The sequence below is a fragment of the Paraburkholderia sp. JHI869 genome, assembly GCF_038900775.1.
Taxonomy (GTDB): domain Bacteria; phylum Pseudomonadota; class Gammaproteobacteria; order Burkholderiales; family Burkholderiaceae; genus Paraburkholderia.
In genome coordinates this window covers 55,024-70,490 of record NZ_JAYMSC010000032.1, presented here as the reverse complement: position 1 = coordinate 70,490, position 15,467 = coordinate 55,024, and the positions used below count along the sequence as shown (strand labels likewise).

The following is a 15,467-nucleotide window of genomic DNA, read 5'->3' as shown; positions in this document are numbered from 1 at the left end:
CAACGACAAGACAAAGGAGAGTCTGAATGACCCGCTACACCCGCGCTCTACGCTTTATCGCCGCTGGCGCGCTCATCTCGACCCTCGCCGCGTGCGTGGTCAACCAACCGGCGCCGCGCACCGCGCCGCCGCCCCCGCCGGGACCGAATCCGCACGAAGTCGCCGTCGATCGCCTGCATCAGGTCGACAGCCGCATCGACAACCTGGGCCACCGCATCGACATGCGCGTGAATCAGGGCTACTACCCGCCGCCGCAAGGCAACGCGCTTCATCACCGCCTCGACACGATCCGCAGCGAAGCGCACGACATGGCCGCACAGCACGGCGGCGGCATCTCTCCCGACGAGCAGCACGTGCTGAACCAGGAACTCGACACGGCCGCTCACGCGATCGGCGAGTAAGCACGCGCGTTTGCCAACCACAGGCCGCGCATGCACGGACCGCGTTCGCGGTTCGTGCGGCATTTCCAGAATCGACCCCGTTTTTCCCCTGCACCGCGCAACGCGCGTCGCCGATCCGCGCAAGCCAGTACCCGCGCGCCTCGCGGCGCTTTGCCCGTGCCGCGCACGGAATTTTTCCGCATTGACATAGCCCCGAGGCGTCGCGCACAATCGCTGCGCGCGCCGGGAGAGCGCGCCGTTTGTCACCGCAAGTGCAACCGGCGCCGCCGAAGGGGCAACCCACAAACTCTCAGGCAAAAGGACCGTGCGCGCCGGACCGCTGATTCGCCGCCTTTGCGCTTTTTGCGCGATGTAACGCGAAGCAGCACACAAGTCCGCAACTCTGGAGAGCGGCAGTAGAACGCCTGGTGCGTTCAGGCTGCCCACCGAAGGGGCGCGCGCCAACCGCAACAGGGCGCAATCTCTCAGGTACCGAGGACAGAGGGGCCATGCAAGAACCGACCACGGGCATCGTGCCTGCGGCGAGTCCTGCATGGCCTTTTTCGTTTTCGCGCGACTTTTCGCGACCGCCTGAGGCCCCATGACCGAACTCAAACGCACCCCGCTGAACGACACGCACCGCGCGCTCAACGCCCGCATGGTGGACTTCGGCGGCTGGGACATGCCCGTCAACTACGGCTCGCAGATCGACGAGCATCGCGCCGTGCGCACCGACGCCGGCATGTTCGACGTCTCGCACATGTGTGTCGTTGATTTTTCGGGCCCGAAGGCGCGCGAGTTCTTCTCCCGCGCGCTCGCCAACAACGTGGCCAAGCTCACCGTGCCGGGCAAGGCGCTCTACTCGTGCATGCTGAACCCCGAGGGCGGCGTGATCGACGACCTGATCGTCTATTTCTTCGCCGACGACCAGTTCCGCACCGTCGTCAACGCCGGTACCGCCGAGAAAGACATCGCCTGGTTCGAGAAGCTGAACGCCGAAGGCGGCTTCGGCCTGACCATCACGCCGCGCCGCGATCTCGCGATCGTCGCCGTGCAGGGCCCGAACGCCCGCGAAAAAGTCTGGCAGGTCGCCCCCTCCTCGCGCAGCGCCACCGAAGTTCTCAAACCCTTCAACGCCGCAAAGATCGACGTGACGCCGTTCGGCGAGCTGATGATCGCGCGCACGGGCTACACCGGCGAAGACGGCTTCGAAATCGTGCTGCCCGCCGCCGCCGTATGCGAGTTCTGGGATGCCCTGCAGCGCCAGGGCGTGAAGCCCTGCGGCCTGGGTGCGCGTGACACGCTGCGCCTCGAAGCGGGCATGAACCTCTACGGCCAGGACATGGACGACGGCGTCTCGCCGCTCGACGCGGGCCTTGCCTGGACCGTCGACATGAAGGAGCCGCGCGACTTCATCGGCCGCCCGGTGCTCGAAGCGAACGGCTCGCGCTCGGCCTTCGTCGGCCTGATCCTGCAGAAGGAAAACGGCAAGGCCGGCGGCGTGCTGCGCGCGCACCAGAAAGTGCTCACGCCGCATGGCGAGGGCGAGATCACGAGCGGCACGTTCTCGCCGAGCATGCAGGAATCCATCGCCTTCGCGCGCGTGCCGCAGGGCGTGCAGCCGGGCGATGTCGTGCAGGTGCAGATCCGTGACAAAGCCCTTCCCGCAAGCGTGGTAAAACTGCCGTTCGTGCGCAACGGCAAGGTGCTCGCCGCCTGATCCGCGAGGATCCTGCCGCCGCGCACGCCCTCCCCCTTTTAAGCAACAAGAACCGAACCACGCACTGGAGCAACCATGAGCATCCCGGCCGATCTGAAATACACCGAATCGCACGAGTGGATCCGCACCGAAGCCGACGGCACGCTGACCATCGGCATCACCGACCACGCGCAGGAAGCGCTTGGCGACATCGTCTTCCTCGAGCTGCCTGAAGCGGGCCGCGCGGTCACCGCCGGCGACGCCGTTGCCGTGATCGAGTCGGTCAAGGCCGCCTCGGACATCTACGCGCCGGTCGCAGGCGAAATCATCGAAGCGAACACGTCGCTCGTCGACACGCCCGACCAGGTGAACGGCGCGCCGTACGAGTCGTGGCTCTTCAAGATCAAGCCCGCCGCCGACGCCAAGCTCGACTCGCTGATCGACGCCGCCGCCTATGAAAAGGCTATCGGCGCTTAACACTCCGTAACCGCTACGGCGCGGCGGCGCTCACCTCGAGTACCGCCCGCGCCCGCAGGAACCCCTATGAAGCTCGAACACCCGGATCGTCTGATGAACTCCCCGCTCTCGCTTGCTGCACTTGAAGCGCACGACGCTTTCGCCGCCCGCCACATCGGCCCCGACTCGGCCGACCAGCAGGCGATGCTCGACGCGCTCGGCTTCGCCTCGCGCGCCGCGCTGATCGATGCGGTGATTCCGGCAAAGATCCGCCGCAACGAGACGCTGCCGCTTGGGCCGTTCTCGCAGCCGCGCTCGGAAGCCGAGGCGCTCGCCGCCCTGCGCGCGCTCGCGGACAAGAACCAGGTGTTCCGCTCGTATATCGGGCAGGGCTACTACGACACGCACACGCCGGCCGTCATCCTGCGCAACGTGCTCGAAAACCCGGCGTGGTACACCGCGTACACGCCGTACCAGCCGGAAATCTCGCAGGGCCGCCTCGAAGCCCTGCTGAACTTCCAGCAGATGATCACCGACTTGACGGGCCTCGCGATCTCGAACGCGTCGCTGCTCGACGAAGCCACCGCCGCCGCCGAAGCGATGACGCTCGTGCAGCGCGTGGGCAAGTCGAAGTCGAACGTGTTCTTCGTCGCAGACGACGTGCTCGCGCAGACGATCGAAGTCGTGAAGACGCGCGCGAAGCCGATCGGCATCGAGGTGAAGGTCGGTCCGGCTGCTGAAGCGGCAACCGCAGGCGCCTTCGGCGTGCTGCTCCAATATCCGGGCGTGAACGGCGACGTGCGCGACTACCGCGAACTGGCGCAAGCCGTGCACGCCGCGGGCGGCGCCGTGATTGCCGCCGCCGACCTGCTCGCGCTCACCATGCTCACGCCGCCGGGCGAATGGGGCGCGGACGTGGCCGTGGGCAACTCGCAGCGCTTCGGCGTGCCGATGGGCTTTGGCGGCCCGCACGCCGCCTACCTCGCAGTGAAGGACGAATTCAAGCGCCAGATGCCGGGCCGTCTCGTCGGCGTGACCGTCGACGCAAATGGCAAGCCGGCGCTGCGCCTCGCGCTGCAAACGCGCGAACAGCACATCCGCCGCGAGAAGGCCACCTCAAACGTCTGCACGGCGCAGGCGCTGCTCGCGATCATGGCGAGCATGTACGCCGTCTACCACGGCCCGCAAGGCCTGAAGCGCATTGCGCAGCGCGTGAACCGCGTCGCCGCGATCCTCGCCGCTGGCGCGAAGCAACTGGGCTACACGCTCGTGAACGAAGCGTTCTTCGACACGCTCACGTTCGAAGCCGGCCCGCGCACCCAGGCGCTGCACGACGCGGCACTCGCGCGCGGCATGAACTTCCGCCACGTGAGCGAAACGCGTGTGGGCGTGACCGTCGACGAGACCACCTCGCGCGCCGATCTGGCCGACCTGCTCGCCGTGTTCGCACAAGCTGCGTTTGCGGGCGAAACGCCTTCGCTCGACAAGCTCGACGCCGAACTCACTGCGAACGGCAAGGTGTCGTTCCCGGCCGCGCTGGCGCGCGAAAGCGCGTACCTCACGCACCCGGTGTTCAACCGTCATCATTCGGAAACGGAAATGCTGCGCTACCTGCGCAGCCTCTCCGACAAGGACCTCGCGCTCGACCGCTCGATGATCCCGCTCGGCTCGTGCACGATGAAGCTCAACGCGACCTCGGAAATGCTGCCGGTTACGTGGCCCGAGTTCGGCCGCATCCACCCATTTGCGCCCGCCGAGCAGACCGTCGGCTATCGCGAGATGGTCGATCAGCTCGAACAGATGCTCGTGGCCGCCACCGGCTACGCCGCCGTTTCGCTGCAGCCGAACGCGGGCTCGCAGGGCGAGTACGCAGGCCTGCTGATCATCCAGGCGTACCACGCCTCGCGCGGGCAAGCGGATCGCAACGTCTGCCTGATTCCCGCTTCGGCGCACGGCACGAACCCTGCGTCGGCGCAGATGGCCGGCATGCAGGTCGTGGTCGTGGCGTGCGACGCGCAAGGCAACATCGACATCGCCGACCTCAAGGCCAAGGCCGACCAGCACGCGGCCAGGCTCGCGGCGATCATGATCACGTACCCCTCGACGCACGGCGTGTTCGAAGAGAACGTGCGCGAAGTCTGCGAAATCGTGCACGCGGCGGGCGGCCAGGTGTACGTGGACGGCGCGAACATGAACGCGATGGTCGGTCTCGCGGCGCCGGGCCAGTTCGGCGGCGACGTCTCGCACCTGAACCTGCACAAGACCTTCTGCATTCCGCACGGCGGCGGCGGCCCGGGTGTCGGCCCGGTCGCAGTGGGCGCGCACCTCGCGCAGTTCCTGCCGAACCAGCTTTCGTCGGGCTACAAGCGCGACGAACACGGCATCGGAGCGGTAAGCGCGGCGCCTTACGGCTCGGCCTCGATCCTGCCGATTTCGTGGATGTACATCGCCATGATGGGCGCGGCCAACCTCACCGCCGCGACCGAAAACGCGATCCTCAACGCCAACTACGTCGCGAACAAGCTCGCGCCGCACTTCCCGGTGCTCTACAGCGGCCCGGGCGGGCTTGTCGCACACGAGTGCATTCTGGATCTGCGCCCCATCAAGGATGCAAGCGGCATCACCGTGGACGACGTGGCCAAGCGCCTGATGGACTACGGCTTCCACGCCCCGACCATGAGCTTCCCGGTGCCGGGCACGCTGATGGTCGAGCCGACCGAGTCGGAATCGAAGGAGGAGCTGGACCGCTTCATCGACGCGATGGTGGCAATCCGCGAGGAAATCCGAGCCGTGGAAGAGGGCCGCGCGGACAAGGAAGACAACCCGCTGCGCCACGCACCGCACACGGCCGCCGTGGTGGTCGCCGACGACTGGAAGCACGCCTACTCGCGCGAGCAGGCCGCGTACCCGGTCGCGTCGCTCGTCGCGCGCAAGTACTGGCCGCCGGTTGGCCGCGCCGACAACGCTTACGGCGACCGCAACCTGTTCTGCTCGTGCGTGCCGATCGGCGAATATGCCGATGAAACGGCTGGCGAATAAGCCTGCGCGAAGCCGCTGCATCAGCTCACGCTCATGCAGCGGCGATCATCCCCCTCACATTTGCCGCCGCAAACCGCTAACATCACACACCTGTCAGCCTTGAATCAGGGAGTCGCGCATGGCGCGGAAGGTGGGAACGGAACAACTGCGGAATCCACTGCGGGACTCACTGCGGGTCGCCGCGCTGGCGCTTGCCTGCGCCACCTTCACTGTCACGGCTCACGCGGCCATGAACTTCTGTGCGGCGCCGGCGCTGCAATCGAGCGAGCGCACCAACTCCGACCCGGGCGTGAAGGCGCTCGTGGCCGAGGTGCTGACGCACGTGAACGACACGCCGCGTCCGCTGGCGCGCCTGCACACCGAGGGCACGCTGCCGCACGAGGGCATCTACGACCAGAGCGTCGAGGCCGCGAAGGAGCTCGACCTCATGCGCAACGCCGCGCTCGCCTGGCGCGCGACGAGCGACGAGCGCTTCCTGAAGCTCGTGGACCGCTTTCTGCTCGCGTGGGTCACCACGTACAAGCCGAGCTTCAATCCCATCGACGAAACGCGTTTCGAGGGGCTGATACTCGCCTACGACATGACCGCGAGCGCGCTGCCCGTGAAAACGCGCAACGCGACGATGCAGTTCCTGAACAGCTTCGCGAACGGCTATATCGCGCAAATCGACGCGCAGCCGCGCCCGCTCAAGGGAAATTTCGCGAACAACTGGCAGAGCCATCGGGTCAAACTGATATCGATGATCGCGTTCACGCTCGACAATCGCAAGATGATCGCGACGGCGCAGCGCCTGTTCGTGGAGCATCTCGGCGACAACGTGGCGCCCGACGGCTCGACGCTCGACTTCACCGAGCGCGACGCGCTGCACTACGTGACTTACGATTTGCAGCCGCTCGTGACCGCCGCGCTCGCCGCGCGCCGTCACAACCGCAACTGGCTGACCGAACGCGCGGCCAACGGCGCGACGCTCGCGGGCGCGCTCGACTGGCTCACCCCCTATGCGCTCGGCCAGAAATCGCACGAAGAATTCGTGCATTCGAACGTACCGTTCGACGCCAAGCGGCGCGAAGCGGGCCTGCCCGGCTACACCGGCCAGTGGGACCCGAAAAACGCCGCCGAGCTGTTTCATCTCGCAGCGCGACTCGACGGCCGCTTTGCGCCAGTCGCGCTGAAACTCGCGTCCACGCCGCCCGCGTGGCTCGCCGTCTGTCTGCCGTTGCCGGCGCGCTGAAAAGCGCGCGAGGGATGCAGCGGCGGCATGGAAACAGTGATGTCGCAATAACGCAGCATCCCCACACACCAACGTCAGACAAGCAGGAGCAGTACCCATGGCAGTGAGCGTTTTCGATCTCTTCAAAGTCGGCATCGGACCCTCCAGTTCGCACACGGTCGGGCCGATGCGCGCGGCGCTGATGTTTGCCGAAGGACTCGAGCGCGACGGCCTGCTCGCGAGCACCGCCGCCGTGAAGGTCGAGCTGTACGGCTCGCTCGGTGCGACCGGCAAGGGCCACGGCACCGACCGCGGCGTCATGCTCGGCCTGATGGGCGACGCGCCCGACACCGTCGACCCCGACACCATCAGCGAGCGCCTCGAAGCCGTACGCAAATCGCGCGAACTCTCGCTACTCGGCAAACACGCGATCGCGTTCGTGCCGAAGGAACACGTGGCGTTCTATCGCCAGGCGCTGCCCGAACACCCGAACGGCATGAAGCTGCGCGCGCTCGACGCGAATGGCGAAACGCTGCGCGAAAGCACGTATCTCTCGGTGGGCGGCGGCTTCGTCGTCACGGCCGGCGCGGCGAATACGAAGGTGCTCGCCGCCGCGCAGCAACTGCCGAATCCGTTCAGCACGGGCGCGGAGATGCTCGCGCTGTGCGCGTCGACGGGCAAGAGCATCGCGCAGCTGATGCTCGAAAACGAGCGCGTCTGGCACAGCGACGAACAAATTCGCTCAGGTCTCCTGCGCATTTGGGACGTGATGCAGTCGTGCGTTTCGCGCGGTTGCGGTATCAACAATCCCGATGCCGACGGCACGCTGCCCGGCCCCTTCGCCGTGAAGCGCCGCGCGTCGCAACTCTACCGCGCGCTGACCAGCAACCCCGAGCGCGCGCTGCAAGACCCGCTCTCGATGATCGACTGGATCAACCTCTACGCGATCGCCGTGAACGAGGAAAACGCCGCGGGCGGGCGCGTGGTGACCGCGCCGACCAACGGCGCGGCGGGCATCATCCCGGCCGTGCTGCACTACTACGTGCGCTTCACGCCCGGCGCGAACGAACAAGGCGTGATCGACTTTCTGCTCACCGCCGCCGCCATCGGCATTCTCTACAAGCTCAACGCGTCGATCTCGGGCGCCGAAGTGGGCTGCCAGGGCGAAGTCGGCGTGGCCTGCTCGATGGCCGCTGGCGCGCTCGCAGCCGTGCTGGGCGGCACGCCGCTGCAGGTGGAGAACGCCGCCGAAATCGGCATGGAGCACAACCTCGGCCTCACCTGCGACCCAGTTGGCGGCATGGTGCAAATTCCCTGCATCGAACGCAACGCCATGGCGTCGGTGAAGGCCGTGAACGCCGCGCGCATGGCGCTGCGCGGCGACGGCGCGCATTACGTCTCGCTCGACTCCGTCATCAAGACGATGCGCGAGACCGGCGCCGACATGAAGACGAAGTACAAGGAGACTTCGCGCGGCGGCCTCGCGGTGAACATCGTCGAGTGCTGATCGCTTAAAGCGCTGTCGCCTTGCCTGAAGCATCTGAACGTAATTACGTAACGATTGAAGGAGACTTGACCGCCATGCAGCAGCCGAACGTTTCAACCACCACCGGGGCTCGCCTCGTCGTCGACGCGCTCGCCGCCAATGGCGTCGAGCGTGTGTTCTGCGTACCGGGCGAGAGCTATCTCGCGGTGCTCGATTCGTTGTCCGACGAAACCGCGCAGATCGAGACCGTGGTGTGCCGTCACGAGGCGGCGGCGGCGAACATGGCGGAAGCGATCGGCAAGCTCACGGGCAAGCCCGGCGTCGCGCTCGTCACGCGCGGGCCGGGCGCCACGCACGCTTCGATTGGCGTGCACACGGCGTTCCAGGACTCGACGCCGATGATCCTGCTGATCGGTCAGGTCGCGCGCGATCAGATGGATCGCGAAGCGTTCCAGGAAATCGACTACCGACGCATGTTCGGCCAGATGGCGAAGTGGGTCACGCAGATCGACGATGCGCGCCGCGTGCCCGAATACCTGAGTCACGCGTTCCATATCGCGATGTCGGGCCGTCCGGGTCCGGTCGTGCTCGCGCTGCCCGAGGACATGCTGAGCGGCGCGATTCCCGCAGCCGAAGCGCAGCCCATCGCGCCGCCTGCGCAACGCGTGCAGGCCTCGCCTTCCGCTGCACAGATGGAACGCTTGCGCGAACTGCTCGCGGGCGCGAAGAAGCCGTTCGTGATCGCGGGCGGACATGGCTGGAACACGCAGGCATGTGGTGATTTCCAGCGCTTCGTCGAGAACTGGCAATTGCCGGTGGGCCTCGCGTTCCGCTTCCAGGACACGCTCAACAACGACCACCCGAACTACGCGGGCGACGTGGGCCTGGGCATCAATCCGGCGCTCGCCAAGCGCATTCGCGAAGCCGACGTGCTGCTCGCGCTCGGTCCGCGTCTGGGCGAATCGACAACGGGCGGCTATACGCTCTTCGACATTCCCAAGACGAAGCAAACGCTCATTCACGTGCATCAGGGCGCAGAGGAACTGGGCCGCGTCTATGCGGCAGATCTGCCGATCGTTTCTGGCCTCGCCGAAATCGCAGCGCTGCTCGCAGAACTGCCCGCACCCGCGCAACCCGCGTGGGCCGGCAGCGCCGCTGAAGCGCACGAAGCGTGGCACGCATGGCGCAAGCCGCTGCCGATGCCCGGCGACGTGCAACTCGGCGAAGTCATGCAGCAACTGCGCGCACGCTTGCCCGACGATGCAATCGTCACGAACGGCGCAGGCAACTACGCGACGTGGCTGCATCGGCATTTCGCGTATCGCCACTTCCGCTCGCAACTCGCGCCCACGAGCGGCGCGATGGGCTACGGCGTGCCCGCCGCAATCGCCGCGAAGTCGCTTTATCCTTCGCGCACCGTGGTCGCGCTCGCGGGCGATGGCTGCTTCATGATGGCCTCGTCGGAACTCGCTACGGCGATGCAGTACGGCCTGAATGTGGTGTTCATCGTCGTGAACAACGCGCATTACGGCACGATCCGCATGCACCAGGAGCGCCATTATCCGAACCGCGTGCATGGCACGCAGCTCACGAACCCTGACTTCGCCGCGTTTGCGCAGTCGTTCGGCGCGCATGGTGAAGTGGTCACGACGACCGCGCAATTCGCGCCCGCGCTCGAGCGCGCGCTCACGGCAGGCAAGCCGGCGCTGATCGAGATCCGCGTGACGAAGGAAGCGAGCACGCCGGCGTCGACGCTCGAACAGATTCGCGAAGCGGGCAAGAAAATGCGCGGAGAGTAGCTGAGAAGGAATCCTGAATAAGCTCACCGCTCACCGGCGAGCGCACAAACAAAAGCCCCGCAGATCTTTCGATCCTGCGGGGCTTTTTACTTCAGCTGAGGTTCAGCCGAACGTCAGGGGCTTACTTGCCGCCCACGCTTTGCAGCGTCGTCCACTTGCCGTCGACAACCTTGTACAGCGTGATGCCGCCGTTCTTCAGGTCGCCGCGCGAGTCGTACGCGAGTTCCGACGTCGTGACAGCCGGCTTGCTGGTCTTCGCGAGGAACGGCAGGTACTTAGCCGGGTCCGTCGAGTTGGCCGCCTTCATGGCCGCGAACATTGCCATTGCGCCGTCGTAGGCGTACGGCGAGTACGTCTGCACGTCTTCGCCGAAGCGCTTCTTGTACTTCGCGACGTAGTCCTTGCCACCCGGCATCTGGTCGAGCGGCAGGCCGGCGAGCGATGCCACCGTGCCGTTCGCTGCGTCACCCGCGATCTGGAGGAATGTCGGCGTGTGCACCATTTCGCCGCCCATCAGCGGTGCCTTGATGCCCAGCGACTTCATCTGCTTGACCATCGGGGCAGCTTGCGAATCTGCGCCGCCGAAGTAGACCAGGTCGGGCGCCATCGCCTTCGCCTTCGTCAGGACCGACTTGAAGTCGACGGCCTTGTCGTTGGTGTACTCGCGGTCGATGATGGTGCCGCCGGCAGCCTTCGCAGCCTTCGAGAATTCGTCGGCGAGACCCTGGCCGTAAGCCGTGCGGTCGTCGATCACGACGATCTTCTTCATACCCAGGCTCTTCACCGCGAACGTGCCGGCCACCGAACCTTGCTGCGTGTCCGAGGTCATCATGCGGAACGTGGTCTTGAAGCCTTGCTGCGTGTACTCAGGCGCCGTCGCCATGGCGATCTGCGGGATACCTGCGTTCGCGTAGATGCGCGAAGCCGGGATCGTCGTGCCCGAGTTGAAGTGACCGAGCATGCCCTTGATGCCGTCGTCGACGAGCTTCTGTGCGACCGTCGTGCCCGTGCGCGGGTCGGCCTGATCGTCGGCCGAGTCGAGCACGAAGTGAACCGGCTTGCCGCCGATCACGGGCTTCGTCGCGTTGATGTCTTCGACTGCGAGCGTGATGCCGTTCTGGAAGTCCTTGCCGTAGTGCGCCTGCGCACCCGTCATCGGACCGGCAAAACCGATCTTCACGTCTTCGGCTTGTTGTGCGTGCGCAGTCCCCGCCAGCGACAGGGCGGCAACAAGCGTTGCGCCTGCCAGCTGCTTCATGGTGTGTTGCATTGCTTCTCCTTGGTACCAGGTATCAAATGAGCGGCTTCGGATTCGAAGGGCCTTGCCGCTTCCTTGTCTTGAGACGGTCGACAGTATGGCTTGTGCTTAACCGATCGTCATCAAATTTGCGTTACCGCCTGCTGCTGCCGTATTCACGCTGACCGAACGTTCTGCGAGCAGTCGTTCGAGCGCGTAATCTTCATCGCCATTGGCGAGCGCGTGCGCTGCCACGCCCTGCACCGAGACGATCGGGCCAGGACGTTTTGCCACTTCCTTCACGAGTGCGAGCAGCTCGTCGCTATCGCCTTCGAAGAGGACCGCATCGAAGTCGGCGTCGGCCGTCTTCTTGATCGCCGCGTGCGCCTTCAGTGCTGCCGGCAACGCGCTCACCAGCGCTTCGCCCGCCGCGCCCTGGAACAGCGCACGGTTGCCCGTTGCGAGCGCAACGGCCAGTTGTGCGCGTGCGCCCGTTGCCGTCGAAGGCACGCACAGCACCGTGCCGCGCGCCGAAAGCGTGTACGTGTTGCGCTCGCCCGTCGGGCCCGGCAGAACCGCCGTAGCACCCGCGAGCACGTATTCGAGGTATCCGTCGCAACGCGCCGCGAGCGCGGGCTCGCGCTCGGCGATGAGCCAGTCGCGTAGCGTCGTGAGTGCGGACTGCGCCGATTGCGGCGCGCCGTTGTTCGCCTCGGCGCCTTGCGGCGCATCCACGACGAGCACATCGGCGAGCGACTTCGGCAAGCCAGCCGGACGCTTCGCGAGCAAACGCGCAAGATACAGCGCGCCACCCGCCTTCGGACCCGTGCCCGACAGGCCTTCGCCGCCGAACGGCTGCACGCCCACCACTGCGCCGATCACGTTGCGGTTCACGTAGATGTTGCCCACGTGCGCGCGGCCGATCACGTGCGCGATCGTTTCGTCGATACGCGTGTGAATGCCGAGCGTGAGGCCGTAGCCCGTTGCGCGGATCTGCTCGAGCAGCTTGTCGAGCTGGCTGCGGCGATAGCGGATCACGTGCAGCACCGGGCCGAACACTTCGCGCTTGAGTTCGTCGAGGCTGTCGAGCTCGATGAGCGTCGGCGGCACGAACGTGCCTTGTGCGCAGGTGTCGGGCGTCGGCATTTGCTGGACCTTGCGGCCCTTTTCGCGCATGCCGGCCACGTGCGTGTCGATGCCCCGCTTCGCGTCGACGTCGATCACGGGGCCGACGTCGGTCGAGAGGCGGTCGGGGTTGCCCACCGCGAGTTCCTTCATCGCGCCCGTGAGCATTTCGAGCGTGCGGTCCGCCACGTCGTCCTGCAGGCACAGCACACGCAGCGCCGAACAACGCTGGCCAGCCGAGTCGAACGCGCTTTGCAGCACGTCGGCCACGACCTGTTCCGCGAGCGCCGACGAATCGACGATCATCGCGTTCTGGCCGCCGGTTTCGGCGATCAGCGGAATCGGGCGGCCTTCGGAATCGAGGCGCTCGGACAGCGTCTTGTTGATGAGGCGCGCCACTTCGGTCGAGCCCGTGAACATCACGGCACGCGTGCGGTGATCGGCGACGAGCGCCGCGCCCACGGTCTCGCCGTTGCCCGGCAGCAGTTGCACCGCGCCTGCCGGCACGCCGGCTTCGCGCAGGATGCGCACGGCTTGCGCGGCGATCAGCGGCGTTTGTTCAGCGGGCTTCGCGAGCACCGTGTTGCCGGCTGCGAGCGCGGCGGCGACCTGGCCCATGAAGATCGCGAGCGGGAAGTTCCACGGGCTGATACACACTACAGGGCCGAGCGGACGATGCGTGTCGTTCGAGAACTCTTCACGGATCTGCGTGGAGTAGTAGCGCAGGAAGTCGATCGCTTCACGGATTTCCGCAACGGCGTTCGGCAGCGACTTGCCCGCTTCGCGCACGATCAGACCCATCAGCGTGTGCATCTGCGCTTCGAGCAAATCGGCGGCGCGCGCGAGGCAGTCCGCGCGTGCTTCGACGGGCGTGGCTTGCCAGATCGGCGCGGCGGACACCGCGTGCGTGAGCGCAGCGCTCACGTGTTCACTCGTTGCTTCCACAACGGTCCCGACGAGATCTCGGTGATCTGCCGGATTGCGCACGTCGCGTGCGGCGGGGTCTGCGATGTCGTTGTCGGCGAGCATCGGCGCGGCGCGCCACGGATGATGCGCGCTTGCCAGCAGCGCCGACGAAAGCGACGCCAGACGATGCTCGTTCGAGAGATCGAGACCCATCGAGTTGAAGCGCTCGTTGCCGTACAGCTCGCGCGGCAGCGGAATCTTCGCGTGCGGCGCGCCGAGCGGTACGACCTTCGCTGCGTCGTCGATCGGGTTCGTGACCAGTTCGCTGACCGGCACGGATGCATCGGCGATGCGGTTCACGAACGACGTGTTCGCGCCGTTTTCCAGCAGGCGGCGCACGAGATACGCGAGCAGCGTTTCATGCGTGCCGACCGGCGCGTAGACGCGGCACGGACGGTTGAGCTTGCCCTGCGAAAGCGGGCCCGTGACTTCTTCGTACAGCGGTTCGCCCATGCCGTGCAGGCACTGGAATTCGTACTGGCCGGGATAGTAGTTCTGGCCCGCGAGGTGATAGATCGCCGAGAGCGTGTATGCGTTGTGCGTGGCGAACTGCGGATACACGGCATCCGGCGCGCCGAGCAGCTTCTTCGCACACGCGAGGTACGACACGTCCGTGTAGATCTTGCGCGTGTACACCGGGTAGCCTTCGAGGCCATCCACCTGGGCGCGCTTGATTTCCGTATCCCAGTACGCACCTTTCACGAGGCGCACCATGATGCGGTGACGGCTGCGGCGCGCGAGATCGACGATGTAGTCGATCACGAACGGGCAACGCTTCTGGTAAGCCTGCACGACGAAACCAATGCCGTTCCAGCCCGCGAGTTCCGGGTCGAAGCACAGTGCTTCGAGCAGGTCGAGCGAGAGTTCGAGACGGTCGGCTTCTTCGGCGTCGATATTGAGGCCGATGTCATAGCGGCGAGCGAGCACGGCGAGCGCGCGCACGCGCGGCAGCAGCTCGCCCATCGTGCGCTCCTGCTGCGCGCGCGAGTAGCGCGGATGCAGCGCGGAAAGCTTGATCGAGATGCCAGGACCTTCGTAGATGCCACGGCCGCCCGCGGCCTTGCCGATGGCGTGGATCGCCTGCTCGTACGATGCGTAGTAGCGCTGAGCATCGGCTTCCGTCGTCGCGGCTTCGCCGAGCATGTCGTACGAGTAGCGGAAACCGCGCGCTTCGAACTTGCGGCTGTTAGCGAGCGCTTCGGAGATGTTCTCGCCCGTGACGAACTGCTCGCCCATCAGGCGCATGGCCATGTCGACGCCCTTGCGGATCAGCGGCTCGCCGCCCTTGCCGATCATGCGCGTGAGCGCCGACGACAGGCCAGTTTCGCTGTTCGTCGTGACGAGCTTGCCGGTGATCATGAGGCCCCACGTGGCGGCGTTCACGAACAGCGACGGCGCGTGGCCGACGTGCGACTTCCAGTCGCCCTTGCTGATCTTGTCGCGAATGAGCGCGTCGCGCGTGGCGCGGTCGGGAATACGCAGCAGCGCTTCGGCGAGGCACATCAGCGCCACGCCTTCCTGGCTGGACAGCGAAAACTCGTGGATCAGGCCTTCCACACCGCCGCCGGTACCCTTCGCGCGCAACGTTTCCACGAGCTTGGTGGCGAGCTTCGTCACGTCGCCCGTGAGGTTGGCCGGCAGACGCGCCTCGCCGATCAGGAACGGCACGCACTCCGGCTCGGGGCGGCGGTACGCAGCCGTGATCGCCGCGCGCAGCACCGACTGCGGTTGCACGTTTTGCGCGAATTCGAGGAACGGATGCGAAGCCGCTTCGTCGTCGTCGGCGGTAGCACCTTCGGCGAGATCGGTCGCGCCGACATGGCCACTGAGTTCGGGAGGCAGCTGGCCGTGCTCGATTTTCTCGAGGTAGGCGAAGATGGCTTGCTTGATGAGCCAGTGCGGCGTGCGCTCGAGCCGCGTGGCGGCGTCCTTGAGGCGGGAGCGGAGGAGATCGTCGACTTTGACGCCAAGTGTGGTGCTAGCCATGGTTCCTTCGTATGCCGGCAGACCCGCACCGGCGGTGACTAAAAAGTTGGCGAATCGTAACCCTACAAATAAAAAGGTGCAACC

At 66.1% G+C, this 15,467-nt stretch carries 9 protein-coding genes and 2 riboswitches; of the genes, 7 read left to right on the top strand and 2 right to left on the bottom strand.

Annotated features, from left to right (window positions below; genetic code table 11):
- Positions 1–26: 26 nt before the first annotated feature.
- The 7 genes from VSR72_RS35650 to VSR72_RS35620 all read left to right on the top strand — a co-directional run bounded on the left by VSR72_RS35650 (position 27) and on the right by VSR72_RS35620 (position 10,069).
- Positions 27–401: a hypothetical protein gene (locus VSR72_RS35650; RefSeq protein ID WP_342956933.1), complete on the top strand. Its 375-nt coding sequence runs from the start codon at positions 27–29 to the stop codon at positions 399–401.
- Between the two features lie 213 nt (positions 402–614).
- A riboswitch (glycine riboswitch) is annotated at positions 615–715 on the top strand.
- Between the two features lie 58 nt (positions 716–773).
- Positions 774–892: riboswitch (glycine riboswitch) on the top strand.
- 89 nt (positions 893–981) lie between these two features.
- On the top strand, positions 982–2,100 hold the full coding sequence (gcvT, locus tag VSR72_RS35645) for a glycine cleavage system aminomethyltransferase GcvT (RefSeq protein ID WP_342956932.1): 1,119 nt from the start codon (positions 982–984) through the stop codon (positions 2,098–2,100).
- Between the two features lie 75 nt (positions 2,101–2,175).
- Entirely contained in the window at positions 2,176–2,556 is a 381-nt protein-coding gene (gcvH, locus tag VSR72_RS35640; protein ID WP_028203325.1) for a glycine cleavage system protein GcvH, read from the top strand.
- A gap of 66 nt (positions 2,557–2,622) precedes the next feature.
- Positions 2,623–5,574, top strand: coding sequence for an aminomethyl-transferring glycine dehydrogenase (gene gcvP / locus VSR72_RS35635; RefSeq protein WP_342956931.1), 2,952 nt, complete (start codon positions 2,623–2,625; stop codon positions 5,572–5,574).
- Positions 5,575–5,692: 118 nt separating this feature from the next.
- The gene (locus tag VSR72_RS35630; RefSeq protein ID WP_342956930.1) at positions 5,693–6,805 is read left to right on the top strand and encodes an alginate lyase family protein; all 1,113 of its coding nucleotides are present in this window, start codon (positions 5,693–5,695) and stop codon (positions 6,803–6,805) included.
- A gap of 97 nt (positions 6,806–6,902) precedes the next feature.
- Positions 6,903–8,291: an L-serine ammonia-lyase gene (locus VSR72_RS35625; protein WP_342956929.1), complete on the top strand. Its 1,389-nt coding sequence runs from the start codon at positions 6,903–6,905 to the stop codon at positions 8,289–8,291.
- A gap of 74 nt (positions 8,292–8,365) precedes the next feature.
- Positions 8,366–10,069 (top strand): thiamine pyrophosphate-binding protein, encoded by a 1,704-nt coding sequence (locus VSR72_RS35620; protein ID WP_342956928.1) that lies wholly within the window; start codon positions 8,366–8,368, stop codon positions 10,067–10,069.
- Between the two features lie 121 nt (positions 10,070–10,190).
- Here the strand turns inward: VSR72_RS35620 and VSR72_RS35615 are convergent, their stop codons facing one another.
- The gene (locus tag VSR72_RS35615; RefSeq protein ID WP_342956927.1) at positions 10,191–11,339 is read right to left on the bottom strand and encodes a branched-chain amino acid ABC transporter substrate-binding protein; all 1,149 of its coding nucleotides are present in this window, start codon (positions 11,337–11,339) and stop codon (positions 10,191–10,193) included.
- A 96-nt stretch (positions 11,340–11,435) separates the two neighbouring features.
- Complete coding sequence (putA, locus tag VSR72_RS35610; RefSeq protein ID WP_342956926.1) at positions 11,436–15,383, bottom strand: trifunctional transcriptional regulator/proline dehydrogenase/L-glutamate gamma-semialdehyde dehydrogenase; 3,948 nt, start codon at positions 15,381–15,383, stop codon at positions 11,436–11,438.
- Positions 15,384–15,467: the final 84 nt, after the last annotated feature.